The sequence below is a fragment of the Arthrobacter sp. MDT2-3 genome (assembly GCF_059090465.1).
Genome location: NZ_JBNHFS010000001.1, coordinates 588143 through 612817 on the forward strand (window position 1 = coordinate 588143; position 24675 = coordinate 612817).

A 24675-nucleotide genomic window follows, 5' to 3' on the forward strand; every position below is an offset into this window, starting at 1 on the left:
CCCTGCGGACCGACGATCACGAGCAGTAGCCCACCTGAAAACTCACCTGCAAGGAAGCAGCCATGCCCGCACAACAGAACGTTCCCGCCCCGGAGCTCGATGACGACGGGGCCCTGGTCACCGTCATTGGCGAGTCGCTCGTCGACATTATTGATGACACTCAGCGCGGAACCTCCGCGCTGCAGACGCATCCGGGCGGCAGCCCCCTTAATGTTGCCGTCGGCTGCGCCCGTTTGGACCTAAGAACAAAGCTTGTCACGCACTTCGCGGACGACCCGCACGGCCAGTTGATAGCCAACCATCTGCGCAACAACGGTGTGGAGACCTTGGTTGGCGGTTCTTTTCCCACGTCGTCCGCGGTGGCGAGACTGGATGGCACCGGGGCGGCCGAGTACACGTTCGCGATCAACTGGGACATCAACGGAGCCGCCCTTCCTGCGATGGCTGCGGCAGAGAGCTCCCTGCACGTCCATACCGGATCGATCGCCACGGTGCTGGCGCCGGGCACCAAGGCGGTCCGCAGCGTGATCGAAGCAGCGCGTCCGCATGCCACGGTCAGCTTTGATCCGAACTGCCGGCCCGGGATCAGCAGCGACGTTGATGAGGCCCGGCGCGAGGCGGAAGCATTCGTTGCGGCCAGCGACATCGTTAAGGCCAGCGACGAGGACCTGCGGTGGCTCTACCCCGACAGGGCAATAGAGGAATCCCTCTTTTCGTGGCTGGAGTTGGGCCCGGCGCTAGTGGCTCTAACCCGCGGCGCGGACGGGCCCGTACTCCTCACCCGGCAGGGCCGCGTGGAAATGGCAGCGGAAACTGTCACCGTGGCTGATACCGTGGGCGCCGGCGACTCCTTTATGGCCGCCCTAATCGCCGGTCTCGCCCAGCTCGAAGCACTCGGGGCGGAAGGAAGACAACGGTTACAGACACTAAGCCGCGATGAAATCAATGCCCTGGCCGCGTATGCCAACCGGGCGGCAGGGATCACCTGTTCCCGGCCCGGGGCGAACCCTCCACACGCCGCTGAACTCGGAACTCTTTCCGCCACGACACCGGCACAGGGTCGGTGACGTCATGCGAAGCCTGAATGCCACTATCGTCTTAGCGGCCCCCGTTTCGTTGGCCACACCCCGGTACGACCGCAAGGGCATTACCGCCGGCATCGTCCACGTCGGGGTGGGAGGCTTTCACCGCGCCCACCAGGCCATGTACCTTGACCGGCTGATGAACGCCGGCCGCGCGCACGACTGTGCGATCGTCGGTATCGGCGTTTTGCCTGGAGACGCCCGTATGAAACAGGTGATGGACGACCAGGACTGCCTGTACACGCTCACGGTCAAAAACCCTGACGGAAGCAGGGAAAGCCGGGTGGTTGGCTCGATCATCGAATACCTCTTCGCACCGGAAGACCCTGAAGCCGTCATCGAGAAAATGGCGTCCGAGGACATCCGCATCGTCTCCCTCACAGTCACGGAAGGCGGCTACAACTTCCACCACCTCACCAGCGAATTCAACGCCACCAATCCCGACGTGCTCCACGACCTGGCCCCCGGGGCAGCGCCAAAAGCGACCTGGCCTGGTAACTGAGGCCCTCGCCCGCCGGAGGGCACGGGGCCTCAAGCCGTTCACTGTGATGTCGTGCGACAACATCCAAGGCAACGGCGACGTGGCCAAAAGGATGTTCGCCGCCTTTCAGCTCCAATGGCACTTCATCGGGTCCGGAGAGCCCTTAAAGAGCCGTTGTCCGCCAGAACATATCGGCTATCGAGATCCAGTCGGCAAATTCAGGAGAAGCTTGAATCCCTGTCGGTCCAGCGATGACCCCGTTGCGGAAAGCAGCACGACGGCGGTACCGGCCTTGCGGTCCAGCCCCATCCACGAACGGAACCCGCCAGTGGCTCCGTTGTGCCACGTAACCGTCCGTCCTTTAACCTCAAGGCTGAGCCAGGCATTGCCTATTCGCGCGGCAGGCCCGGCAAACCGCGACACGGGGTTCAGGGCTGCACTCCCTGGCGCAGTCCCATCCAGGAGAGCCTGGGCTAGGACGCCCATGTCTTGGATGCTGGCACGCCAGCCGCCAGCCGGAGCCAGAGCCTCTCCAGTCCACGGCTGCATAAGGCGCCCGGCCCTGCTCCTGCCGGGCAGTGCCGTCTGCCGGAGTTCGTCAGGGTACGAAGGCGCATACAGCGATTGCAGCCCCAAAGGCACGGAGATCCGGTCCGCCATGAGATCCCGGTAAGGCATTGGCGTACCAGCTGCGATGGCATGCCCGAGTAGTTCGAAGCCAAAATTCGAATAACGGGGCCTGGGGGATGCCAAGCGCGTTTTCCGGGCCTGAGCGAGCAATTCCTCAAGAGTCTCACCGTAAGGGTTGGCGCCGCGAAGCCACAAGGCAGCAGTACGGCGAACAATGGCCTGAGACGGAGCCAGGCGCGGCAGCCCGGAAGCGTGCCGGGTGATGGATTCGAGTGAAACCCCTGCCGCTCCGGAGCCATTCAGGGGCAGCCGGTCACCTAAGGTGGTACCGCTGTCGAGCTCCCCGCGATGTAGGGCATCGGCGTAAAGGAGGCCAGTGAGGCCCTTTGAGACGGAGCCGATTTCATAATCCGCATCTAACGAAGCACCGGCGCTGGCAGTTTTTAACACTCCGTCCTGCACCAAAGCCACCGCAGAAGCACCTCTCCGCGACCAGGTCCCGGAGCGATTCCACATGAGCGCCTTCTGAGCTGCCTCGTCACCATAGAACCGGACATCCTGCCGATTCTTTAGCGCCTCGCAGTTAGATTCCCCACCCATGCAAATCAGTATTACAGGGCCGCTGGGTCAGCTCTACTCGGTGCAAGGCCCTTGAACGCAGCAGGATTGGCCGGGCTCAACATCACCAGCGGGTATGAGGCCAAGGAACAGGAACAACACCAGGCGGCCGGCAACGCCGCCGGCGCTGTCCCCATGCATGGTTCCTGACCGGCTGCGCTCGTTCCACCGGAGGGGGCGGGTACCCCTGGAAGTGGCAGCGAAATCACTGTCAGCGTATGCCGGCGGTCTCGGCCGTGAACCTGCCGTCAGTCTCATTTACCGGGTTCCCTTACACAGGGGAGGAACGGGCCGGTATTGATGCAGGCGGTGGAGCAGATCCGCGCTGACGGGCAGATGATGCTGCTAAGCCTGAAGCCGATGAACGGCCGGATGCGGTGACGGTGGAAGAGGTGGAGGGCTTTGCGAGGGTCCTCGCCGGGTTCAGTTTCGTCGTTGCATAGGTTGACATGCCCTGCGTGGCACCCTGGTGCACACTCATGCCAGAACTTCTAGGTTGGCGACAAGGACTGTACTTATTGGCAGAGGGCGGCGAGAAACAGGGCTTCGGCAAGGATGGAGTTTCGCAGTTCGCCCAAGTGCACGGATTCGTTGGCTCCATGCGCACGTGAATCGGGGTCTCGGGGGCCTGTCAGCAGGATGAAGCAGCCGGGATGGTGCCGGTGGAGCTCTGCCACGAACGGGACTGACCCGCCAGTGCCTCTGGTCACCGCCTCGGTTCCCCATGCCTCCCCTAGTGCCCACAGGGCTGTTTGCGCCATCTGGTCGTGCGGCGCTACCGCGAAGGGTTTGCTCTTGGTGCCAGGAGTAAATGTCACTTCAGCGCCAAAGGGAGCGTGTTTCAGGGTGTGCCGGCGGACCGCCTCCATTGCCTCGTCCGGGTCATTACCGGGCGGAATCCGGAGGCTGAACTTAACGGCGGCCGTCGGAACCAGGGTGTTCGGAGCGGTTGCTATGGGCGGGGCATCGAGTCCGACGAAGGACAGCGCGGGCTTGCTCCACAGCCGGGAGTTGATCTTTCCCGTGCCCGCCAGCTGAATGTGATCCGGGACGCCGGCATCATGCCGGAATTCCTCCTCCGAGAAGTCCGGACCTTCTGTGCTTGCTGTTACAAGGCCTTCCACGGCGACTGAACCATCATCATGGTGGAAGGTCGCCATCAGCCGGGCAAGGACGGTAGGGGCATCGAGGGCGGGGCCGCCGAAGCTCCCTGAATGCAGCGCATGATCCAGGGTTCGCACTTCGATGGTCCCGTCCACCAGTCCTCTAAGACTGGTCGTGAGCGCAGGAATTCCGATTTTCCAGCTGCCAGCGTCAGCAACGATCGCTGCCTCTGCCTGGAAACGCGGTTTGTGCTGCGCGAGGAGGGCCGGCAGCGTGGGCGACCCCGATTCTTCCTCGCCCTCGATAAAGAAGGTCAGACCCAGACCGTTGCCCGATCCCAGGACTGCGTCCAGGGCCCGGACAGCAGCAACATGCATGAGGATTCCGGCCTTGTCATCGGCCGCTCCACGCCCCCATAGGCGCTCATCCCTCACGAGTGCAACAAATGGGGAGTTCTCCCATTCCTCGGCCGGGCCAGAGGCTGAACGTCGTGGTGGGCGTAGAGCAGCACCCTTGGCTTGCCGGGAGCGGCAGGCCTCGCCGCCAAGACCGCGGGTGCCCCCGGTGTCCCGTCCGGGTCGGCGGCGCGGATGATTTCGGCGTCAGCAAAACCTGTCTCACGGAGCAGCTCCCGGACGTTCCCAGCACTTTGCTCCAAGGCACTAGGCTCGAAGTCGGGCCAGGCGATGCCGGGCACAGCCACCAGCCCCGCCAGGACGTTCACTGTCACGGACATCCCGGCATCAACGGCAGATGCCAGCCTTGCCACGGTTTCCCGCGGCAGTCTCCCTGCGTCGTTCATGGGACCATGGCTCCGACCGCGCCGCTTCGTGAATGGATTGAGATAAGCGTACTTCTCTTTCCATTAGTCGGAGCAGTTAGATTTTTCCCCAGTGGCTTACGCCGACTACTCAAAATATGCCAGGACGCCCATTGCCTACCTGCTCACCAACTTCAAACCCGCTAAGAAAGGCGCTCCCCCGCCCGTTTTCGTTCGCCGATAACCGGCGTTCCGTCAAGCTGCCTCGGGCCGCCCAAGCAATGCTTGCTAATCACGGTGCCCGAACTGGTGGCGCTGATCCGTCCACAGCTGGGGTCAACTCAGGTGTTCCATCGCTGGAAGCGGGATCTGGAGCGGTGAACAACCTGCCCACGGGAATTGTCCCCGGCTGTGTGCGGGTGGACCGGAATTTTCGTTCAAAGGTAGATAAATTCAGGTTATTCCAAGGACAAGGCAAGGAGCCGCTTGTGAGCTTTGGGTGTGGCTTACTCAGACGAAATTCCCGATATACGCCTCTTGGGGATCCCAACGCTCCCGGGAGTCCCGTGGCCGGCGTGGAGGTACGAACTCCGAGGATGCCTAGGTACTCCGTGCGTCGATACCGGAAGGACTTGGCGTGCCCGCGCCGACCGGCGGCGGAGGGTTCTTTTATAGGGGAGCAACACGAGGATCGTAGCGGTGATGAATACCAGTTGCATTAGCGTCCGCGGCAGGAGCGCAGTTGCCGGGGCTCCGTTGACCATGAGTCCGGTGAGTGCTGCGTAGACGTTTGCCGGGAACATGGCCACCATCAGCAGGGCAAGTCCGCCGGCCGCCCACGGCGTCGTCCGCCGGTAGAGCAAACCGGCGGCTCCAAGCAGTTCCAGCACGCCGGTCACCGTGACCAGCAGTTCGGGATGGGGCAGGGCGGGCGGCACCATTGCGACCAGATCCTGGCGCATGCCGTTGAAGTGGGCTGTCCCCGTAAGGATGAACATGGCAGCCAGGCCCCCGCGCAGGCTGGTGTGCCAGGACCGGAGCCCTTTGATACCTGCAGCGCCGGCGGCGCGAACCAGGAGGGTGACTGCCAAAAGGGTGATGAGGGGTGCCATGATGCGTTCCTTTCAGTGCATCAAACCAATCTTGACAGTGACTAGATTACTCACGAGCTCGAACTTGTCAATGACTAGTTTGGCGCTAAGCTATGGACATGAGCCCGCCGCCCTCGAGCTACCACCACAAAAACCTGCCGAGCACCATCATCGGTGCTGCACTGGAGGTCATCGCGGAGTCGGGTCCTTCAGCGCTCAGCCTGCGGGACCTCGCGCGGCGGGCGGGCGTATCCCATGCTGCTCCGGCCCACCACTTCGGAGACAAAGCAGGCCTCCTCACTGCCGTTGCAGTGCAGGGCTTTACGCTCCTGGCAGAGGCGCTGGCGGACGCGCAGCGGCGTACTGGTGACTTCCTGGAGGTGGGGGTGGCATATGTCGACTTCGCCGTCAGGCACCCGGCCCACTTCGCTGTAATGTTTCAGCCGGAGCTGTATCGGGCTGATGATCCAAAGCTGACGGCCGCCAAGGAGAGGGCGGGGGAATCGCTCTATCAGGGGGCAGCCCCCTTTGCTGCGCCGGGGCCAGGTCCCCAACCGCGGGAAGCCGCGCTGGCGGCATGGTCACTTGTTCACGGCTTTGCCACTCTTTGGCTTAGTGGGAACCTTCCTGCAGGGGTGCCGGAAGACCCCCGGGATGCCGCCAGGGCTGTTGCTGCTGTTCTTTTTTCCGGGCCGCAGTAGCGCCTGTCCCCACCCACACGCCGCGTCGAGAACAGCGCCGCGTACAGCAGTGGGGCGGGCACTGTCGCAGGTCAGCCGGCACCACGTGCTGTACAGGTCGTGACAGCACGATCGTTAGTTCGCATCTGCGAGCCTAAAATTGGGACAGGCGGTGCGCTCGTTTTAGTGCCGCATAGCTCTCAGGATGGACTCATCATGTTCAAAACACTGCTTTGTAGAATGAACTTGGGGCACCACTGGTTAGCCACCGAGGTCCAGGACGGCTACTTCCGCAGGCGTTGCACTAAGTGCGGAAAGTACGACCGCCACAGCAGGACGGTTTCTGGACGCATCGGCGGCGGCGTTCCGGCAAACTCCAGTGACGGTGGCCTCAACGGAATCGCCCCTTCCGGGCCCTTCATCTCACCGTAGGAACTCTTGGCCATACAAACGCTCTCTTCTGTGCCGGTTCGAGACGCCAGAAGCCAGAGGGTATTCGACCGTGCCAGGGGTCACTTTCTTACTACTCCCCCGCCTATTTTCAAACGCCGATAATGGAGATTCCGTAAAGCTAACGGTCATGGGGACCAAGCACCCTCGCGAGACTAGAGATCGTCCGGGCGCTGTCCCGACATGCTCTCTACATCCTCCTCGATACTGCTGGAGCGCTCCACGTCCTCCATGTAAAGCCGGCCCGAAGCAATTTTGCCGTCCCTGACCTTGAAAAGTGTCACCCCGCGGACTTGGACGTCCTGGCCCTCAACCCGGTGCCCGGACCAGGACCACTCACTCCAGGTGGTGTCACCGTCGTCGACGGAGCGGACCAGTTCAGCGTGGAAGTCAGGGATGCCCTCCAGAATGGCTTTCCAATTAGCGTGCATCTGCGCGCGGCCGACAAAGGCTCTGCCGGGGTGGGCGGGTTGTTCGCTTTGGTAGTCCTCGTGCATGAGCGCCGCTGCCGCTTCGAGGTCGTGGGCATTCAGAGCGGTTATTAGCCGGTCGACGACTTCACTCATGGGCTTCTCACGCCCTCAGTGCCGCCGTCATCTTCCTTCACGCTGCGCCGGCACAGCGTTCCGCCACCCGGATTTCCCGGTGGCGAGTTCCTCGAAGCCGCCCCGCTCAACCAGTTACTGGCCGCGCGCTGCCGCAAGACCTTCGGGTCCGGATCGCGAGTCTCCACACTTCAACTATGGGCGCTGCTTCCCGGTGGGTCCATGGCCAGTTGCGCGACGCATGACGTTCTGGGATCCCCGCATTACCTGACGAAGTCGGAGGTGCCACTACACCGCACCATCAGCTGACAGGACCCTCGCCGGGTGCAAAGCGCGTTCATTTCAAGGGAGCTCCCCCTCCCATTCACAAATGCATAATAGTATTTCCCGTCAACCAGCCTCGGCCTGGGCAGACCCGTGCCTGATGATCGCGCGGCTGGAACTGGCAGCGCTCGGATCCGCCCATGGCGGCAGTCGCCGACTCCTTCCCACTAAGTCTTCGGTCCCGGCCGAGCAGACCGAGTCAGGGGCGGTGGAAGTCACGACACGAATGAGCTATTTCCAAGAAGCGACACCAGCCGCACCTACAAGGCGCAAGGCTCGCAAGGTGGGACGGGTCCTAAGTCGCTCCGGGTACAGTGGACCGTCCAGGAGAAAGGCGGGTACCTGGTGGTTGACCAGAGACGGGTGAAGCGTGAGACAGTCCCGCAAGCGGCTGAGCAGACACCGAATGCAGTGGCACGCGATGAGCGGCGACTGCAGCTTCTGCAGGCAGCCCAGGAAGTTTTTGTAGCCAGTGGTTACCAGGGTGCCAACATGGACGATATTGCCCAAGCGGCCTATGTGAGCAAGCCGGTTCTGTACGAGTATTTCCCATCCAAGCGTGAGCTGTACCTCGAGCTGCTGGACATCAACCTCAAGGCACTAGGCGATGTATTGCAGGAGCCCGTCCGGTCCACGAAGCTCAATAAAGAACGGGTGCATGATGCTATCCGGGCTTATTTTGGCTACATTGCCCGTGACGATGGTGCATATCGCCTCGCCTTCGAATCCGGTTTGAGCAACGATCCTGACGTCCGCGTGAGGCGGGAGGCATTCAGAAGTGGATTCGCCGGCGCAATCGCCCGAATCATCAGCGAGGACGCTCATTTGCCGTTTGTCGAAGCGGAACTGCTGGGTAGGGCTTTGATGGGTTTGGCTCAAGCAAGCGCACGTTATTGGGCAGGGGACACTGCTGAACAAGGCAGCGCTGCCCTTAGCCTGGACGCTGCCAGTGAGCTCGTTTACCGCCTGGCTTGGCGCGGTATTTCACGCTTTCCCAAGGAGACCTAGAACTGACTGAGGTGTCACCCGGGGCTTTGTCAGGGTTGATAGCTTTTGACCCCGTTGCTATCTTTCCCACCGTACTGTCGCGGTTGAACACACGCGCCCACACATCTTCCTGGTTCTTCAGGCTTTGCTCGCCCGCTTAGAATGCTCCTGTGAAGAGGACTAACGACTCGGGTTCCATGGGAAAGCCTGCTGGCCTACAGCGCAACAACGATCCCAACCAGCGACCCAGTAACAGAAGTCTCCGCTTCTGGTCTGGATACTGGACAGTCTTTTGGACTCTCTTCTGTGGGGTTGGGTTTACGGTTGGATACGTTTTCCTGAGCAACCTGATCGTCGGGCGCCCCTACGGCATCCTGTCGATTCTGTTCTTCGTGCTCGGATGCGCCCTTGGACTGGGTTTGTACCTATCCGAGCATTTCAGAGCCGCCCGTAAGAAGCGTGCCGATTTTGTGAGGGCTGGCGGTGATCCTACCGGCATCACTCCCTGGATGTTCGGTGCCATGAGAGGACGTATCAACGAGGACGGCGTGTGGGCCTGGTACACCTCGTCAGGCTCCAGCGGAGAGTCGAGCGCGATATAGCAGCCTCCCATAACCGTCTGGCGTCGAGACCCGGATTCCCGGACGTTGATAACGGCCGACATAAACCGGTTCCGATGCGCCTTTTGACCCGCCCTTCCTAGACATCCCCGCCGTTAACTGAGCGCTGGTTGAGCAGTCTGATCCCCGGTACTCCGGGGGAAAAACGCCACGAACGACGGGCGGAAACAGACCTTTTGCAGGCACTTCCCCGTCCGTTTTCGTTCGCCGATAAAGGATGTTCCGTCGGGTTAACTCCTGAGCAGCGGTGTACAGACCCGCAATGGGTGTGCGACAACATCTGGTTCGGATGGATATCGGCTGCTAGCCGTTGCGGCTTTCGTTCAGGTACGCGAGTTGACGGACCCAGTGGTGTTCCTGCCCTCCCTCGTGGCCGTTGAAATGGTAGACCTCGATAGATTTGGTGGGCCCTTGTTCCGAGCGTCGTGAGCTTCCGGTTCCATAGCTGTTGTAGGAAGCGAAGACGGTTGACGGCGGGCACACGTCATCGAGCAGGGCCACGGAAAACAGTGCGGGGGCGGTTGCCCTGCGGCTGAGGTGGACTCCGTCGAAGTAGTTCAGGACCTCTAATGTGTGCTCATGGCGGTCCCGGTGCCGGGAGAGGAACGCGGCGATTTCGGGGTAGGGGCCTCGTTGGGCCAGATCAATTGCACGAGGAAAGTCCTGAAGGAAGGGTACGTCCGCTAGAACAGCTCGAATTCCGTCCAGTCTCCTGGCAGCAAGCCCGGCGGCTGCGAGGGCCAGGCCTCCACCCTGGCTTATACCGGCAAGGAAGACGGTGTTGGCGTCGACGTCGGGGAACCTTTGGACGGTCTCGATAGCGCGGAATGCGTCCACGTACAACCGGCGGTAGTAGTAGTCCTCCTTGGAGGCGAGACCGCGTGTCATGAGGCCCGGGTGGGCCACCTCTCCTGCTGATGGGTGTGGGTCCGCCGTGTCGCCGGTGATCCCGCCGTAGCCTTGGCCTCGGGTGTCCATGATGAAGTGGGCGTACCCAGCCTGTGCCCATTTGGTGTCCTGCTGGACCAAACCGCGGCCGCCTGAGTATCCGATGTACTGCACAACTGCTGGCAGGCGGTGGCCGCGGGACCGGTATGCCGGAAGGTGGAGCCAGCCCCGGACCGGGGCCCCGCCATAACCGGCAAAGGAAACATCGAAGCTGTCGATGAGTGGCAGTAGATTGTCGACGGGAGTGACTGTCGGCATCAACGGGAGGGCGCGGGCCTCCGCGAGGGTTGCATCCCAAAACACATCAAAGTCCTCCGGCTCAGTCGCTACGGACGCATAAGTGCGCAACTGCTCCAGAGGCATGTCAACGGTAGGCATACTGGCTCTCCATCATCTGGGTCTACGGGGATCCCACCCTGCCGGTGAGGCCGGATTATAGGATTCTAAAAATAAGAATGGCGAAACAGGACAGAGGATGTCCCATCTCCTGTACCATTAGTTTAGACGAGCGGCCGCCACCGGACGGCGGCCAAAGGAGATGACGTGACAGTAGCACCCGCCTCGGTTTCGCCGGCCAGGTTCAGCGCGCAAATCCGCTCCCAGGCCCTGCAGACTCGGATTATGGAGCTCATCTTGGAGCGTGGCCTGGACGTTGGTGACGCCCTTCCCACTGAGAGTGAATTGTCCACTGAGCTGGGTGTGGGGCGTAATACTGTCCGGGAATCCCTGAAAGTCCTGCAGGCTCTGGGCGTCATTGAGATCCGGCACGGGTTCGGCATGTTCGTTGCCCCCAATAATTTCAGCGCACTCGTGTCCGGGCTGACCTTTCGAGGCAGGCTCTCGCTCCGCCATAAGGGCGAGGAAGCGATGGAGCTTATCGATGTGCGGCAGGCTCTTGAGTCCGGCCTTATCGGGTCGGCAATTGACCTTTTGACCGACGAGCATCTGGCTGATTTGCGTACCACGATGGAAGCGATGCAGGACGCCGCCGGTAAGGGTGAACTCCTCGTTCAGCACGACGCAGAGTTTCACCGCCGTCTCTACGCGCCACTCAATAACGACCTGCTTATCAACCTCATGGACGTCTTCTGGCAGGTTTACCGCCAGATTCATGAGGCATTGGGCTCCGGGCCGGTCAACCTTGAAGAACAGGTCCAGATCCATTGGGACATCTACGACGCAGTGGCAAACAGGGACAAAGCCTTGGCTTCTGAGCGCCTTCAGCGCCACTTCGACGGTATCCGCCGCAAGTTGAAGGACGTCGCGTCCGCCTAATGTCACAGCCGAGGGTGCGGAAAAGACCAACTGCCCCTTTGCCTCACGCTGAACAACCCGTCCGTCCCATAGTTCGCGCCGCCAGGATTGGCGGCGGTTACACACCGTGCGAGAGAGTACCCCCTTTTTGCCATGGAGATTTTTGTTGTGCCCGATGCCTCGGGTACCGGAGCTGTTGCCGCCGGGATTCTTGCCGCCGTCATCCGGAGCAAGCCTGACCTGGTCCTTGGTGTCGCTACGGGCAGCTCCCCACTGCCCGTCTACGCGGCACTGGCCGAGCACACTTTGGACATGTCCGGGGTCCAAGCGTTTGCCCTCGATGAGTATGTTGGCCTGCCGGCTGGGCACCCGCAAAGCTACGCCGAGGTAGTCCGCCGTGAGGTAACCGAACGTTTAGGTTTGGACCCGGGCCTGGTTTCAGTTCCCGACGGCGGCGCCGAAGATCCTCACCACGCAGCAGCCCTGTATGACGCCGCCATCCGCGCCGCCGGCGGCGTGGACGTGCAGATTCTGGGGATCGGCCACAACGGCCACATTGCCTTCAATGAACCGGGTTCCGGGCTGGATTCCCGGACCCGGGTGGAATTTTTGGCCGAGCGTACCCGCAAAGCCAACGCGCGCTACTTCCGGTCTATTGACGACGTGCCGACTCGGTGCATTACCCAGGGCCTCGGTACCATTCGTGAGGCCCGGCACCTGCTGATGGTGGTCAACGGGGCGGATAAGGCTGAAGTTCTGGCTGCAGCGCTGCACGGGCCGGTGTCAGCTGAGTGTCCCGCTTCGGTCCTGCAACTGCACCCGCACGTGACCGTGGTTGCAGATGAAGCCGCGGCTGCCCTCCTTGGTGCCGGTCTCGGGCAGGTGGCCGTCCGGGTCGCGACGCCGAGCGCCTGAACCGAGCGCCTGAACTGGGGCGAAGCCTTAGGAAGCAGTCGCGGGGGCAGCGGTGATGGCTGCAGCCTGCCGAGGGACAGGGAGGCCGCGACGGAACACCCTGATCGGGCCGAAGTCGCGGTCCACCGCCAGGATGTCTGCCCTCAGCCCTGTGCTGAGGCTTCCTACCTCTTTCTGGAGGCCAAGGATCCTGGCCGGAACGGCCGTGGCTGATGAAACGGCGCTTGCCGCGTCCACCCCTGCTTCGACCGTCCGCCGTACAACGTCCAGCAGTGTTGCGGTTCCGCCGGCGAGGGCACCATTGCTGCGTAGTCGGGCCTTCCCGCCGCTGACGCAGACCCCTGCCGGGCCAAGGTCGTAGTCGCCGTCCTGCAGTCCCGTCGCGGCCATGGAGTCGGTCACCAGGATGACGTTGTCACCGCCAACAAGTTCGAAGACCATACGGACGGTGTCCGGGTGGAGGTGGACGCCGTCGGCAACAAGTTCCACCGCAATGGTGCCTGTTGCTGCCAGTCGCAGGCAGGCTGCTACGGGCCCGGGGTGGCGGTGGTGCAGGGACGGCATGCCGTTGAACAGGTGGGTGACCGTGGGCCGGGCGTTGCTGCCCAGCGTGGAGGCGAGCAGGTTCGCTGCCTCGGTGAGGGAGGCCGCCGTCGTCGGGGCATCGGCGTTGGTGTGTCCCAGGGACGGCGTGACGCCGAAACCAACCATCGCGTGCACCAGAGAGGGGACGCAGGGTTTCGGCAACGCGCATCAGGTCCTCCCGGGGAGCGGTTACCAGACTCGCCAGGAGGGTGGTGGTACCGCTGGCGTGGAGGAATTTCACCGCTGAGCGGGCTGACGGGAGATCACCCCCGGGAAAGTCCCCGCCTGCCGCGCCGTGGCAGTGCAGGTCCACCAGGCCGGGCAGGAGCAGGGTCCCGGGCGGCAGCTCCACTTCCTCCAACCCTGGAAGAGAGTGGCCATCGAAGCCTGCCCTTGGGCCGGCATAGGCGATGCGTTCCCCGGAAACGGCGACCACCGCGTCCTCTAGGACAGTTCCGTCGTTGACGATGGTGCCGGGCAGCAGGAAGGCGGGAGGCGTCTGGGAGGTCATTTCAGGGCGTCCGCGAACCAGCCGGTGATGGTGGCCGGGTGGGTGATGGCTGTTCCGACCACTACCGCGAAGGCCCCGGCATCAAGTGCTTGCCTCGACTGGGCGGGGGTGTGCAGCCGGCCTTCGGCGATGAGCGGCACACCGAAGTCTGCCGCCGCAATTTGTTCCAGCAGTTCAAGGTCGGGGCCGTGGGTTTTGGGGCGTTCACCGGAATAGCCGGCCAACGTGGTGCCGATCAGGTCTGCGCCCGCCTCGACGGCGGCCGCTGCGTCCTGGAGGGAGCCGCAATCGGCCATGACCAGAGCGTGGGATTCGGTGTGGATTCCGGCTACGGTCTGGGCGAGGGTGAGGCGATCGGGGCGTGCGCGGCGGGTCCCGTCGATGGCCACGATGTGGGCGCCGGCGCCGGCTACCGCAAGGGCGTGCCGGAGGGTGGGGGTGATGAAGACCCCGTCGTGCCCGTCCTTCCAGAGTCCGATGACCGGGACTTCCACTGCTGCGCGGGTGTGCTGGACGTCCGCCAGGCCCTGCACCCGGACTGCAGCGGCCCCGCCGATGACTGCGGAAGCGGCGACCTGGGCGGTGGTGCGGGGATCGCGCATGGGCTCGCCCGGGTAGGCCTGGCAGGACACGATAAGCCTTCCCCGCAAGGATTCAAGCCGGTCAGGGGAGAGGATCATGGTCACTTCCTTTGGAGAATCGTTGCTGGGGTGAGGACGAGGCGGGCTGCGCCCACGATGGCGGCAGCGTTGCCCAGTGAGGCGGGCAGCACTTGAACGTTTGCCAGGGCTGGGAGGAGTTCGGCCCGGACGGCCCGTTCCATCGGCGGCCACCAGGGGGCTCCTGCGTCCGAGAGCCCGCCCGAGACCACCACGACTTCCGGGTCCAGGATGTTCGCCAACCCGCCCACGGCCTGCCCGGCCGCAGCCGCCGCGGCGCTGATGGCCCTGATGGCGATGGGATCACCATGGTTGGCGGCCAGAGCAAAGATGATGCGGGCATCAGCCGCTGGTGTCTGCCCGCCCAGTCGCCGGTAGGCTTCCGCGATGGCAGGTCCGGAGGCGATGGCTTCAACATGCCCTGCTCCGCCGCAGACACAGGGCAGCGGCTGGCCGTCGTGGAAGGCGTACGGCGAGGCGAAGTGGCCAACGTGTCCGCCCACATAGTGGTGCCCCAGAACCGGTGTGCCTTCAAGAACGTAACTGCCGCCGACGCCGGTGCCGAAGGCCACCAGGAGTGAACTGGCGGTCCCGGCGGCGGCACCGGTCCAAGCTTCGCCAAGCGCGTGGGCGTGGACGTCGTTTACTGCCTGAATGGACGACGGCGGCAGGTCCAGGCGCGCTGCCAGGCCGGTGCTGATGGCTGTTCCGGCCCAGCCGAGGATCGCATCGGTTGCTGACACCACTTCGCCCTTATGGGTATCAATGACACCGGCCGAACCGACGCCGACATGATCGACGGCAATTCCGGCAGCAGCAGCGCGTTCCATGAGTCCGGCAACCAGACTGGCAGTGGCGTTGAGAATTGCCTCGCCGCCATCACGGTTGAGGGTGGGAATAGTCTCGGAAAACAGCACTTTACCCGTGTCTGAGACGACCCCGGCAGCAGTCTTAGTGCCACCGAGGTCAACACCAATGGCGTGCATCAGCTTCAGCGCCCGTCCCTAGACCAGGCTGTTGCGTTCGAGGATGACCTTGATCGCGGTGGTTTCCTCTTCGTTCAGCGCGGGCATGGGGATGCTCATGGTGTTGGATTCGATGATGCCCATGACCTGCAGGGCGGTCTTGAAGGCGCCCAGGCCGGCTGCTCCGCCGGAGACGCGTCCGTTGGGGGTGTAGACGATCTCGAAGAGGTCGGCCAGGCGGTCCTGTTCCGCGGCGGCCTTGGCCCAGTCTCCGGCAATGGCGGCGTCAACGAGGTTGCGGTAGCCGCGGGGGTCCACGTTGCCCAGGCCGGGAACCACGCCCTGCGCGCCGCCGAGGAGGGCGCCGTCGACTACTACTTCATGACCGGTGAAGATGTCGAAGTTGTCGATGTCCTTGGCTGCGAGCAGCAGTTGACGGAAGGAGACGTCGTCGCCGGAGGAGTCTTTGACGCCGGCGATGACGCCGTCGCGGCCCAGCCGGACCAGCAGGTCCGTGGGGAGCTTGAAGTGGGTCCGGACCGGAACGTCGTAGGCAAAGATCGGGGTGTCGACGGCTTCGTGAATGTTGCGGAAGTGGGTCTCGGTTTCCGCTGCGTTGCCGATGGCGTAGTACATCGAGGTGACCACGATGGCGTCAGCGCCGAGGTCGATGACGCGTTTGGCTTCCTCGATGACGCGGTTGGTGGTCTGTTCGTTGGCGCCCACGATCAGGGGAACTGCTTTAGCACCAGCAGACGCGTTGGCCGCGGCGATGGTGCTGACCACCAGCTCACGTTCTGCGTTGGTCATGTAGGGCACCTCGGCGGAGGAGCCCAGGACGAAGAGTCCGGAGACGCCGCCGTCGAGCAGGTGCTTGGTGAGGTTCTGCAGTGAGGCGGTGTCGATGCTGCCGTCAGCGTGGCGGGGGGTGACGACGGGCGGGATGACGCCGGAGAACTGGGAAGACACGGAAAAACTCCAATGGGTGGGTGTAAAGGTGGGGTGTGAAAATCTAGGTGTGCAGCAGGCTGGGGGCTGCTCCGAGGAGCTTTTTGGTGTAGTCGTTCCGGGGGGTGTCGAAGACCTGGGCGGCTGGGCCTTCCTCGACGATTTCGCCGAAGTACATCACGCAGATGCGGTCCGAGACGTAGCGGACGGTCTGGATGTCGTGGGAGATGAACACCATTCCCAGGTTCAGCTGGGTCTTCAGGTCCGAGAGCAGGTTCAGGACCTGCGCCCGGACCGAGACGTCCAGGGCCGACGTCGGTTCATCCGCGACGATGATGTCCGGATCCAGGGCCAGTGCCCTGGCAATGGCCACCCGCTGCCGCTGGCCCCCGGACACCTGCGACGGCGTCACTTCCGCCGCGGAGGCCGGCAGGCCCACCAGCGCAAGGAGTTCCCGGACCTTGGCCGCCCGGGACGCGGCGTTGCCGATTCCATGCACCTGGAGCGGGTCCGTGAGGATGTCCTGGATGGTCATGCGCGGATTCAGGGCCGTGGCGGGGTCCTGGAACACCACCGATACGGCCCGGCCGAATTCCTTGCGCATGGCCGCGTTCCGTTTGATGGCCGGTTTGCCGTGGAAGAGGACCTGTCCGGACGTGGGTGCCTGAAGGCCCACGAGCACGGAGGCCAGCGTCGACTTGCCGCAGCCGGATTCACCCACGATGCCCACGGTTTCGCCGCGGCTGATGGTGAAGTCCACACCGTTGACGGCCTTGACGATGTTGGGGCGGAAAAGGCCGCCTGTCCTTGCGCGGTGGTGGACTTTGACGTCCTTGAGTTCAATGACGGGTTTGCCGGTGGAAACGCTCACTTGGCGTCCTCCTTTCGGTGGCTGGCCCAGTAGTGGTCGGAGTCCCCGCCTACGGCGGTGAGGACCAGCTGCTGGTTCGGATCGGCGTCCCGGCGCTGGGAGCGCGGTGCGAAGCGGTCACCGGGGGCGAAGTCCTGTGGTGACGGCACGGTGCCGGGGATCTGGTGGAGGCGGGCGGCGTCGGCTTCGATGGAGAGCACGGCGCCGAGCAGGCCGCGGGTGTATTCGTGCTTGGGGTTCTGCAGGAGCTCGGACGCCTGGGCTGATTCGACAACCTGGCCGGCGTACATAACGGTGATGCGGTGGGCCAGGGAGGCGACCAGGGCAAGGTCGTGGCTGACGAACACCATGGCGAAGCCGAGCTGTTCGCGCAGTTCGTTGAGCAGGTCCACCACCTGTTTCTGGACGGTGACGTCCAGGGCGGTGGTTGGCTCATCTGCCACCACAATCTTGGGGGAACGGGAGAGTGCCATGGCGATGAGGACGCGCTGGCGCTGGCCGCCGGAGAGCTCGTGGGGGTAGCTGGCCAGGGTGCGTACCGGGTCGAGTTTGACCATTTCCAGCAGCTCGGCAGGGGTCTTTCGCCCGCCGCGGCGGGTCAGCTGGGTCATCTGGTCCTTGATCTTCATGGACGGGTTCAGCGAGCTGAGCGCGTCTTGATAGACCATGGCGATCTGTTCCCCGCGGAGCCCTTGGTAGGCCTTGGGATTGCTGTGGCTGGTTTGCGGGTCCAGCAGTTCCTTGCCGTCGAACTTGATGGAGCCGCTGATCCGTGCCGTTTTGGGCAACAGGCCCATCACGGCGAGGGAGGTGATGGACTTGCCGCAGCCGGATTCGCCCACCAGGCCCATGGTCTCGCCCTCACGGACACTAAAGGAGACGTTGTCCACGATGGCGGTGTCACCAAACCTGCCGGGGAACCGGATGGAAAGGTTATTCACTTCCAGGACTGTCCTTGCGTCTGCGGGGACCTGCGGCAAACGGTCCGTCCGGGTGGCTTCTACGGCTGCCAACAGTTCCAGCTCGCGGTCGAGCAGGAGGTGCGGGTTGGCCGCGGCCACCTTCACGTCCGTGAGTAGCGCGGACCTGTTGTAGTTCTCCTCGTCGAAGATTCCCCCGGAAGCGGTACGGACGCCGTCGAGCTCGTGCTCTTCGATGACCGATGGTTGGGCAACAGAGGTTGCAACCTCGGTGTCCACGGCTGCGCCGGCAACGGCAGCTGCCGATCCGTCGTCGTCTTTCACCACGGGGGCCTTGCGCAGTTTGGGGTTGACCATGGCGTCGGTGAGGCCTTCGGCGAGGATGTTCAGCGCCAGCACGGTGAGCAGGATGGTGAGGCCGGCGAAGGTGGTGGCCCACCAGCCGCCGGACAGGACCAGGTTACGGCCGTAGGAGATGATGTTGCCCCAGGAAGGTGCGGGGTCCTGGACGCCGGCGCCCAGGAAGGACAGGGACGCTTCCAGGATGATCGCATCGGCCACCATGACGGTGGCGAACACCAGGACCGGGGCCGCGGTGTTGCGGACGATGTGCTTGGTCAGGATGTAGAAGCGGCCGGCGCCGATGACGCGCTCTGCCCGGACGTAATCTTCGCCGTACTGGGCCAGGACGTTGGCGCGGACAACCCGGGCGAGCTGCGGGGTGTAGATGATGGCGATCGCAATGATGATGGTGGGCACTGTGTTGCCGAAGGCCGCCAACAGGACGGCCGCCAGGGCGATCCCGGGGAAGGCCATCAGGATATCCATGACCCGCATGATGAGTTCGTTGACGGCTTTGCTCGATGTCGCAGAGAGCGAGCCCAGGAATGCGCCCACCAATACGGCCAGCCCGACTGCGCCGAGGCCGATCAGGAGGGAGGACTGCGATCCGTAGAGCAGGCGGGAGAAGATATCCCGGCCCAGCCTGTCGGTGCCGAAGAAGTGCTCGGCCCCCGGAGGCGTGGCCGGAATAAACGTTTCGAGCGGGTCGTGTGGTGCCAAGACCGGAGCGAAGATGGCGGCAATGGCGATCACCACGAGGAAGGCGAGGGCCAGGCGGGAACTCCAGGGCAGGGCCTTGAAGCGGAGTCCCGGGGCGCTCAGACGTTCAGCGAGTTTGCTGCGCATGGTCACACGGTCCTGATTCGGGGGTTGATGAGCAGGTAGAGAAGGTCCACGGCGATGTTCACCAGGACAAAGGTCACGGAGATGGTGAGGACCACGCCCTGCACCAGGTTGACGTCCAGGTTGGTGATGCCGTTGAGGATCAACTGGCCCATTCCGGGCAGGGCAAAGATCATTTCAATCACGACGGCGCCGCCGAGCAGGTAGCCGATCCGCAGCCCCAGCACGGTCACCGGGGTGACCAGGGCGTTGCGGAGCACGTTTTTGGAGACCACTTCGCGGTAGGGGACGCCGTTGCCGATGGCAGTCCGGACGTAGTCCCGGTCCAGCTCCTCCACCATGGAGGTCCGGACCACCCGGATGAGGGAGGCTGAGACCGGGATGCCGAGGGCAAGGGCGGGCAGCGCCATCGAGTTGAGCCAGCCGCCGAAGCCGGACTCGGGAGTGGCGATGCCGCCAGAGGGGAACAGCGGATTAGACCCCAGGGCGAACCACTGGATCAGCAGGATGCCCAGCCAGAACGACGGCGTCGCCACCGCGGCGATGGAGAATACACGGACCAGCTGGTCCTGCCACTTGTCCCGGTACAGGGCGCCCATGATGCCAAAGACCAGGGAGACCACCACGGCGATGATCACGCCCAGGAACGTCAGCTGCAGGGTGAGCGGAAAAGCTGAGCCGATCATGCTGGCCACGGACTTGGCCGGGGGAGTGGTGACACCCAGGTCGAACTGCAGGAGCCTGCCAAGGAAGCGGACGTACTGGAGCAGGATCGGATCGTTCAGGCCGTTGGCCTGGCGGTACTGCTCTTTTGCTTCCTCGCTTGCCCCTTCGCCCAGGGCGCTGCTTGCCTGGTCGCCGGGGGCGGCCTGCAGGACGAGGAACACGAGCAGTGTGATGCCCAGGATCATCAGCGGCAAGGCAGCGAGCCGTCGGCCCAGCAGGCGCAATATCGTGGTCAATGTATTCTCCGGTTGCTAGGGCTAGGAGGTGCGGCCCACACCAACGAAGGAAACTCCGGTGGTGGGCAGGGGCTTGAAGCCGCTGAGCTTTTCGGAATCCCAGGCGCTGGGAAGCTGGCGGTGGAACAGCGGGTACAGCGGGACCTCGTCGGAGACCAGGTCCACGATCTCGCCGGTCAGCTTCTTGGCGTCGTCCTTCGAGGCCTGGCCGGCCTTGGACATCAGGTCCACGAGCTGGGCACGTTCGGGTGTTTCGCCCCAGAATGCACGGTTCTTCATCCAAGTGTCGCCGGCGTAGAACCAGCTCAGCAGCAGGTCTGCGTCGTTGCCGAACACCGACGGGTCACCGGGTGCTGCGACCACGGTGTAGTCACCCTTGGCAACGCGGTCCGTGTACAGGGCGCCGGACTGGAGGTTCTTCAGGGTCACCTTGACGCCCGGAATCTTGTTCCACGACTCAAGCATCAGGGGAGCAACATCCTTGACCCAGGCCGTGTCTGTGGTGAGGAGTTCAAATTCGAGGCTGGTGACGCCGGCTTCCTTAAGCAGTTCCTCGGCCTTCTTCGCATCGTAGCCGTAGACGTTCTTGGCCTTGACGTAATCCGGGTGGCCCTCCTGGAAGTAGGAGCTGGCCGGTTTGGCGTTGCCGAAGAGGGCCTTCTTGATGATGGAGTCCTTGTCCAGGCCGTAATGCAGGGCCTGGCGGACCAGCTTGTTGTTAAAGGGTGCTGCGTTGCAGTTGAACATCATGAAGAGCAGCCCGAAGGACTGTACGGATTCAACGGTGGCCTTGGACTTCAGGCCCTCCATGTCGAGATAGGGGACATCCTCGATGGCCTGAACGCGGCCGGACTGCATGGCTGTGACGCGGGCCGCGGCATCGGAGAGCAGCAGCCACGTCATGCCCTTGGCCAGGGCAGGCATCGGGCCGGTGTAGGCGTCGTTGGCCTCGAAGATGATCTTGTCATCCTTGACGGCGGAAATGAGCTTGTAGGGGCCGGTGCCGACAGGCTTCGCGTCGAAGGACTTCAGCTGTTCAGAGCCGACCGGGAAGTTGGTCAGGGCCTTGGGAACGACCTTGACCACGGAGATGCGGGGTCCGAAACCGGGGAACGCGTACTTGAGGCTGAACTCGACGGTCTTGGCATCCAGCGCCTTGACGTCCTGGATGAACGGGATGAACTGCGAGAACAGCGACTTATTGGCCGGGTCCATCACCCGGGTGAAGGAGAAGACAACGTCCTCGGCGGTCACCGGGGTGCCGTCGTGGAAGACGGCGCCGTCGCGGATGGCCACCTGGTAGGTGGTGTCATTGACCATCTTCGGGTCCGCGGCGGCCAAGGCGTTGTACGGCTCACGGGTAGCCGGGTGAAGCTCGATCAGGCCCTCGAAGATATGCAGGTTCGCCGCCATGGGAGTGGCGCCGGAGGAGGAGATCGGGTCGAAGCCGGTGGAAAGGGCATAGGAGATACCGGCCTCGATAGTGAGGTCCTTGTTGATCGGCGAGGTGTTCGTCGTAGCGCCGGAAGTCGTGGTGGCCGGGCCGCCGCAGGCAGCAAGGGTGGTGGTGAATGCTGCGGCGACACCCATGGCGCCAGTCAGTTTGAGGAAGTTCCGGCGGCTGGCATCTTTGACCAGCGGCAGGTTCTTGGAGGAGATGTTCATAAAAGCCTCGCCATTCCAGAAGGTTTATCGGATGTAGGACATCCGAGCTCGTGGTAAAACTGTAAGTCCCATCACAGCCGGGGGTCAAGTGCCGGTTCTTAGCCAAGGGGCGCTGAGGAAGCGCCAGCTTGGTGCCACGGTTCCATCCCCCGGTATGTGCCTTCGCCAGCCGTCGTCAAAGGAGTTCGACATGTCCCTGATTGTGGGTGCGTATCCCGCCGTGCCGGAAGCGCCGCAGCAGCAGGAGTTTTACCAAGGGCTCGGACGTGTTCGGTCCATCCGGGGGCTGGAGCTCCCTTACAGACAGACCGGCGGCAGTCCCTGGCCAGTCGGGGCGCCGGGCAACTGGTCCGCGGTGGTGACCGCCATTCCCGGCACCATGCAACGCCTGAGCCAGGACAAGACCTTCGGCCTGGCCTCCACCGACAGCTACGGCCGGTTGCAGGCGCTGGAGTTTGTGTCGGGACTGCGGGATTATGTCCTTCAACTTGCGGGGGAAGGGCACCCTGTGGAGGCAGTGGAAGTGCACTCCGCCCCTCCACGGTCATCCTCCGCCAAGGCCCTCGAGGAGTCCTTCAAGGAACTGCTCGGCTGGGATTGGGGCAATACTCGTCTGCTGATCGAGCATTGCGATGCCCCCCGTCCCGGAAGCAAGCCGGAAAAGGGGTTCCTGACCTTCAACGAGGAAGTGGATGTCATCGCCTCCCTCCGGGAGCAGGGGTGGGACCATCCGGGAATCGTCGTGAACTGGGCCCGGTCCGTCATTGAAACGGAGAACCCTGGCACTGCCGTGGAACAACTGTCCCAGGCCCGGGAAGCCGGCACCCTGGCCGGACTGATGTTCTCCGGCTGCTCACCCATCGAAACCGAATTTGGTTACCCCTGGGTTGACGCCCATCTTCCCGCCGTCGAGGTGCCCGGCGCCCCGCCGAGCTCGCTGCTGAACGCCGGCGAAATCCAGCGCTGCCTCCACGCGGCCGGCCCGATTTCCCTGACCGGCTTTAAGATTGGGCTTCCCCGGCACGGGCTGTCTGCCGAGGAGCGTGTCGCCCGGCTGCAGCAGATGTGCGACCTGATCGAATAAGCACCGGCGGCCGGCGCTGCCGGGGCTCTGTCGCCGCAGCCTCTGCCCGCCCGGTTTGGCCATCCCTCGTCCAGTTATGTTGAGGACGTATCCTCGACGCTGACCTCTCCGGTGGCGACGTCGAAGCGGAAGGCCCGGGACCATTGGTGACGGGATCGGTTCTGCAGTGCCTCGACCGTGTAGATGACGTCGAATGTCGGTTGCTCTGCGTCCTCTTCGGTGACTGTGTAGGCAGGGGTGAAGTAAAGTGTCTGCTCACCCGGGGAAAGGTCGGTTGCGGGGAAGGCGTCGGAGCCCGGGCCGGTCAACCGCACCCCGTAAGCGCCCTCGGTCCCGTCGTTCCTTGCCCGCCCGGTGAAGGCGATGATGTCCCCGGCTTTGTACCCTGGTAGGACAGGACCGTAGTTCAGGTCCTGCGCCTCGCGGGTGCCAAGGACCTGGACCTGGTCCGGTGAATAGCCCTGACCGATCTCCTTCCAGGTCCCGGCGCCCCAGCCGCTCCCGTCCGTAGCCAAAACATGGGATTCCCCGGCGTCCTGCCACACTTCGGGCAGGCCGGCGTGATGGAGCGCAACTCCATGTCAAAGGAAAGGCCCGGGCCGGCCGGAGGCGCTCCATCACCCGCTGCCGCCGGTGTCCGCGCGGCAAGCTGATCGGTCAACTGACCCGGAGGGACGGAGACAAAAACGATCTCCCGGTAGCCCTGGCGCTCGTACAGCACGCCAATATTGCCGTCGGGCAGGCGCGTCGCCGTCGAATACGCGGAACTGCCCGCACACAGGACAAGCTTCGCCGGCCACGTCGCCCCATTGTCGGGGGAGAGGCTCAATACGGTGTTCCGGCGCAGGTTGGTGTCGTGGTTGTTGGTCGCCAGCAGCCACTGGTCCGTTGCTACAGAGGCCAGGTTGAGCCCGGGCTGTCCGTCGAAGCGGGCAAGGGAACCGTTGTCGCTCGGGTCCGGCAGGTCTCCGACGGGAACCAAGGAGCTCCAGCTGTGGCCGCCGGCGTTCGAGAACGCGGCAAGCCGGCGTGGAGTGGCGCGGCTGTGCAGGAGGAGCCGGCCGTCAGCCAGCGCGGCCACCTTGTTCTCATTGGGGGCAGTGCCTCCGGGCGCCGCATCAATAAGTTCCCCCAGGGTCCAGTTGTCCCCGTGGTCGTCGCTGTAGGCCGAGGCCGCCATGATCCTGCCGCCGCGGAGAACAACGAACTGCTGGACGAGACGGCCCCGGTACGGTCCGGTGTGGATCTGAATGCCCTGCCCCGCGGACGCGAAAATGCCGGTAACCTCCCGGGCGGAACTGCTGCCCTTCAACTGGTCCGTGATACGCCGGTGCTGCCAGGTCACACCGTCGTCGTCGGAAAAGCTGAGATCGCAGTGCTGAAGCAACTCATCGTCCGGGTCCAGCCCGGTAGTGGATTCAAAAAAGCCGGCCCGTGTGCCCGCGGCGTGGAAGAGGAAGATCCGACCCGTTTCGGCATCCACCAACAGGCTTGGATCCCCATACCCATCTAAACCCGACCCGGTACGCACCACCTGCTGGGGACCCCAGGACTTCCCGTTGTCCACGCTACGGCGGACCAGCAGATCGATGGGGCTGGGCAGATCATCAAGGTTTGGCCGCCCGTCGTATGCCGCCAGCAGCGTCCCTTGAACGGTGACCGCCAAGGCGGGAATGCGGTACTGCCGGTAGCCGCCGTACCCCCGAACGGCCAGGACCTGCTGGATGGACGGGTGGGCGGGCACAAGCGAACCCGGTACATAGGATGTCACATCTTTAGTGTAGCCAGCTATGGCTTTGTGACAACGGACACCCTATGGTTTGTAGGACGT

The 24675-nt window shown here is 63.5% G+C and carries 24 protein-coding genes and 1 pseudogene; 9 read left to right on the top strand and 16 right to left on the bottom strand.

Going from position 1 to position 24675, the window contains the following annotated elements; translation table 11 throughout:
• Positions 1–62 precede the first annotated feature (62 nt).
• The 3 genes and pseudogenes from AC5RUQ_RS02680 to AC5RUQ_RS02690 all read left to right on the top strand — a co-directional run.
• Positions 63–1067 carry a carbohydrate kinase family protein gene (locus AC5RUQ_RS02680; RefSeq protein ID WP_493945858.1) on the top strand — a complete coding sequence of 335 codons (1005 nt, stop codon included), beginning with the start codon at positions 63–65 and terminating at the stop codon, positions 1065–1067.
• Between the two features lie 4 nt (positions 1068–1071).
• A complete protein-coding gene (locus AC5RUQ_RS02685; protein WP_493945859.1) occupies positions 1072–1584 on the top strand; it encodes a mannitol dehydrogenase family protein in 513 nt (170 codons plus the stop codon).
• Positions 1574–1624, top strand: a pseudogene (locus AC5RUQ_RS02690) (hypothetical protein); the annotation flags it as partial. The gene AC5RUQ_RS02685 and the pseudogene AC5RUQ_RS02690, both read left to right, overlap by 11 nt.
• A gap of 134 nt (positions 1625–1758) precedes the next feature.
• Here AC5RUQ_RS02690 and AC5RUQ_RS02695 read toward each other — a convergent pair.
• The 4 genes from AC5RUQ_RS02695 to AC5RUQ_RS02710 form a co-directional block, all read right to left on the bottom strand.
• Positions 1759–2793 (bottom strand): serine hydrolase domain-containing protein, encoded by a 1035-nt coding sequence (locus AC5RUQ_RS02695; RefSeq protein WP_493945860.1) that lies wholly within the window; start codon positions 2791–2793, stop codon positions 1759–1761.
• Between the two features lie 533 nt (positions 2794–3326).
• Positions 3327–4349, bottom strand: coding sequence for a M20/M25/M40 family metallo-hydrolase (locus AC5RUQ_RS02700; protein WP_493945861.1), 1023 nt, complete (start codon positions 4347–4349; stop codon positions 3327–3329).
• Positions 4346–4717, bottom strand: a complete 372-nt coding sequence (locus AC5RUQ_RS02705; RefSeq protein ID WP_493945862.1) for a hypothetical protein — start codon at positions 4715–4717, stop codon at positions 4346–4348. Before AC5RUQ_RS02705 ends, AC5RUQ_RS02700 begins: the two co-directional genes overlap by 4 nt.
• 464 nt (positions 4718–5181) lie before the next feature.
• Positions 5182–5787 (bottom strand): DoxX family protein, encoded by a 606-nt coding sequence (locus AC5RUQ_RS02710; protein ID WP_493945863.1) that lies wholly within the window; start codon positions 5785–5787, stop codon positions 5182–5184.
• Positions 5788–5885: 98 nt separating this feature from the next.
• Between AC5RUQ_RS02710 and AC5RUQ_RS02715 the strand changes: the two genes are divergently transcribed.
• Positions 5886–6467 (top strand): TetR/AcrR family transcriptional regulator, encoded by a 582-nt coding sequence (locus AC5RUQ_RS02715; RefSeq protein ID WP_493945864.1) that lies wholly within the window; start codon positions 5886–5888, stop codon positions 6465–6467.
• A gap of 584 nt (positions 6468–7051) precedes the next feature.
• On the opposite strand, the gene AC5RUQ_RS02720 is transcribed toward AC5RUQ_RS02715, so the two are convergent.
• On the bottom strand, positions 7052–7462 hold the full coding sequence (locus tag AC5RUQ_RS02720; protein ID WP_493945865.1) for a nuclear transport factor 2 family protein: 411 nt from the start codon (positions 7460–7462) through the stop codon (positions 7052–7054).
• Positions 7463–8110: 648 nt separating this feature from the next.
• Between AC5RUQ_RS02720 and AC5RUQ_RS02725 the strand changes: the two genes are divergently transcribed.
• A complete protein-coding gene (locus tag AC5RUQ_RS02725; RefSeq protein ID WP_493945866.1) occupies positions 8111–8773 on the top strand; it encodes a TetR/AcrR family transcriptional regulator in 663 nt (220 codons plus the stop codon).
• A gap of 149 nt (positions 8774–8922) precedes the next feature.
• Positions 8923–9354, top strand: coding sequence for a hypothetical protein (locus AC5RUQ_RS02730; protein WP_493945867.1), 432 nt, complete (start codon positions 8923–8925; stop codon positions 9352–9354).
• Positions 9355–9675: 321 nt separating this feature from the next.
• Here AC5RUQ_RS02730 and AC5RUQ_RS02735 read toward each other — a convergent pair whose 3' ends face one another.
• Positions 9676–10698: an acetylxylan esterase gene (locus AC5RUQ_RS02735; protein WP_493945868.1), complete on the bottom strand. Its 1023-nt coding sequence runs from the start codon at positions 10696–10698 to the stop codon at positions 9676–9678.
• 165 nt (positions 10699–10863) lie between these two features.
• Here AC5RUQ_RS02735 and AC5RUQ_RS02740 point away from each other — a divergent pair, with 165 nt between their 5' ends.
• Entirely contained in the window at positions 10864–11595 is a 732-nt protein-coding gene (locus AC5RUQ_RS02740; RefSeq protein WP_493945869.1) for a FadR/GntR family transcriptional regulator, read from the top strand.
• A 132-nt stretch (positions 11596–11727) separates the two neighbouring features.
• Positions 11728–12489, top strand: coding sequence for a glucosamine-6-phosphate deaminase (locus tag AC5RUQ_RS02745; RefSeq protein ID WP_493945870.1), 762 nt, complete (start codon positions 11728–11730; stop codon positions 12487–12489).
• A gap of 27 nt (positions 12490–12516) precedes the next feature.
• Here AC5RUQ_RS02745 and AC5RUQ_RS02750 read toward each other — a convergent pair whose 3' ends face one another.
• From AC5RUQ_RS02750 to AC5RUQ_RS02785, 8 genes are all read right to left on the bottom strand, one after another.
• Positions 12517–13200, bottom strand: coding sequence for an amidohydrolase family protein (locus tag AC5RUQ_RS02750; RefSeq protein ID WP_493945871.1), 684 nt, complete (start codon positions 13198–13200; stop codon positions 12517–12519).
• A 381-nt stretch (positions 13201–13581) separates the two neighbouring features.
• A complete protein-coding gene (locus AC5RUQ_RS02755) occupies positions 13582–14265 on the bottom strand; it encodes an N-acetylmannosamine-6-phosphate 2-epimerase (RefSeq protein ID WP_493945872.1) in 684 nt (227 codons plus the stop codon).
• Between the two features lie 2 nt (positions 14266–14267).
• Positions 14268–15230, bottom strand: coding sequence for an ROK family protein (locus AC5RUQ_RS02760; RefSeq protein WP_493945873.1), 963 nt, complete (start codon positions 15228–15230; stop codon positions 14268–14270).
• Positions 15231–15248: 18 nt separating this feature from the next.
• Positions 15249–16178, bottom strand: a complete 930-nt coding sequence (locus tag AC5RUQ_RS02765) for a dihydrodipicolinate synthase family protein (RefSeq protein ID WP_493945874.1) — start codon at positions 16176–16178, stop codon at positions 15249–15251.
• Positions 16179–16221: 43 nt separating this feature from the next.
• Positions 16222–17028 (bottom strand): ATP-binding cassette domain-containing protein, encoded by an 807-nt coding sequence (locus tag AC5RUQ_RS02770; protein ID WP_493945875.1) that lies wholly within the window; start codon positions 17026–17028, stop codon positions 16222–16224.
• Positions 17025–19136, bottom strand: coding sequence for a dipeptide/oligopeptide/nickel ABC transporter permease/ATP-binding protein (locus AC5RUQ_RS02775; RefSeq protein WP_493945876.1), 2112 nt, complete (start codon positions 19134–19136; stop codon positions 17025–17027). The genes AC5RUQ_RS02770 and AC5RUQ_RS02775 overlap by 4 nt, the downstream gene beginning before the upstream one ends.
• Before the next feature lie 2 nt (positions 19137–19138).
• The gene (locus tag AC5RUQ_RS02780; protein ID WP_141001176.1) at positions 19139–20095 is read right to left on the bottom strand and encodes an ABC transporter permease; all 957 of its coding nucleotides are present in this window, start codon (positions 20093–20095) and stop codon (positions 19139–19141) included.
• Between the two features lie 21 nt (positions 20096–20116).
• On the bottom strand, positions 20117–21760 hold the full coding sequence (locus AC5RUQ_RS02785) for an ABC transporter substrate-binding protein (RefSeq protein ID WP_493945877.1): 1644 nt from the start codon (positions 21758–21760) through the stop codon (positions 20117–20119).
• Between the two features lie 190 nt (positions 21761–21950).
• On the opposite strand from AC5RUQ_RS02785, the gene AC5RUQ_RS02790 reads away from it, so the two are divergent.
• Positions 21951–22844 (top strand): DUF4862 family protein, encoded by an 894-nt coding sequence (locus tag AC5RUQ_RS02790; RefSeq protein WP_493945878.1) that lies wholly within the window; start codon positions 21951–21953, stop codon positions 22842–22844.
• Positions 22845–22918: 74 nt separating this feature from the next.
• On the opposite strand, the gene AC5RUQ_RS02795 is transcribed toward AC5RUQ_RS02790, so the two are convergent.
• Together AC5RUQ_RS02795 and AC5RUQ_RS02800 are read right to left on the bottom strand one after the other, a co-directional pair.
• Positions 22919–23359 (bottom strand): hypothetical protein, encoded by a 441-nt coding sequence (locus AC5RUQ_RS02795; protein ID WP_493945879.1) that lies wholly within the window; start codon positions 23357–23359, stop codon positions 22919–22921.
• Positions 23251–24615 (bottom strand): sialidase family protein, encoded by a 1365-nt coding sequence (locus AC5RUQ_RS02800; protein ID WP_493945880.1) that lies wholly within the window; start codon positions 24613–24615, stop codon positions 23251–23253. Before AC5RUQ_RS02800 ends, AC5RUQ_RS02795 begins: the two co-directional genes overlap by 109 nt.
• Positions 24616–24675 lie beyond the last annotated feature (60 nt).

Bases quoted from the DNA above. Each gene is read 5' to 3' on its own strand.
- AC5RUQ_RS02775 (WP_493945876.1), bottom strand. From the start codon at position 19,136: ATGCGCAGCAAACTCGCTGAACGTCTGAGCGCCCCGGGACTCCGCTTC.
- AC5RUQ_RS02685 (WP_493945859.1), top strand. From the start codon at position 1,072: ATGCGAAGCCTGAATGCCACTATCGTCTTAGCGGCCCCCGTTTCGTTG.
- AC5RUQ_RS02735 (WP_493945868.1), bottom strand. From the start codon at position 10,698: ATGCCTACCGTTGACATGCCTCTGGAGCAGTTGCGCACTTATGCGTCC.
- AC5RUQ_RS02755 (WP_493945872.1), bottom strand. From the start codon at position 14,265: ATGATCCTCTCCCCTGACCGGCTTGAATCCTTGCGGGGAAGGCTTATC.
- AC5RUQ_RS02785 (WP_493945877.1), bottom strand. From the start codon at position 21,760: ATGAACATCTCCTCCAAGAACCTGCCGCTGGTCAAAGATGCCAGCCGC.
- AC5RUQ_RS02715 (WP_493945864.1), top strand. From the start codon at position 5,886: ATGAGCCCGCCGCCCTCGAGCTACCACCACAAAAACCTGCCGAGCACC.
- AC5RUQ_RS02760 (WP_493945873.1), bottom strand. From the start codon at position 15,230: ATGCACGCCATTGGTGTTGACCTCGGTGGCACTAAGACTGCTGCCGGG.
- AC5RUQ_RS02790 (WP_493945878.1), top strand. From the start codon at position 21,951: ATGTCCCTGATTGTGGGTGCGTATCCCGCCGTGCCGGAAGCGCCGCAG.
- AC5RUQ_RS02745 (WP_493945870.1), top strand. From the start codon at position 11,728: ATGGAGATTTTTGTTGTGCCCGATGCCTCGGGTACCGGAGCTGTTGCC.
- AC5RUQ_RS02695 (WP_493945860.1), bottom strand. From the start codon at position 2,793: ATGGGTGGGGAATCTAACTGCGAGGCGCTAAAGAATCGGCAGGATGTC.
- AC5RUQ_RS02720 (WP_493945865.1), bottom strand. From the start codon at position 7,462: ATGAGTGAAGTCGTCGACCGGCTAATAACCGCTCTGAATGCCCACGAC.
- AC5RUQ_RS02710 (WP_493945863.1), bottom strand. From the start codon at position 5,787: ATGGCACCCCTCATCACCCTTTTGGCAGTCACCCTCCTGGTTCGCGCC.
- AC5RUQ_RS02705 (WP_493945862.1), bottom strand. From the start codon at position 4,717: ATGAACGACGCAGGGAGACTGCCGCGGGAAACCGTGGCAAGGCTGGCA.
- AC5RUQ_RS02680 (WP_493945858.1), top strand. From the start codon at position 63: ATGCCCGCACAACAGAACGTTCCCGCCCCGGAGCTCGATGACGACGGG.
- AC5RUQ_RS02750 (WP_493945871.1), bottom strand. From the start codon at position 13,200: ATGGTTGGTTTCGGCGTCACGCCGTCCCTGGGACACACCAACGCCGAT.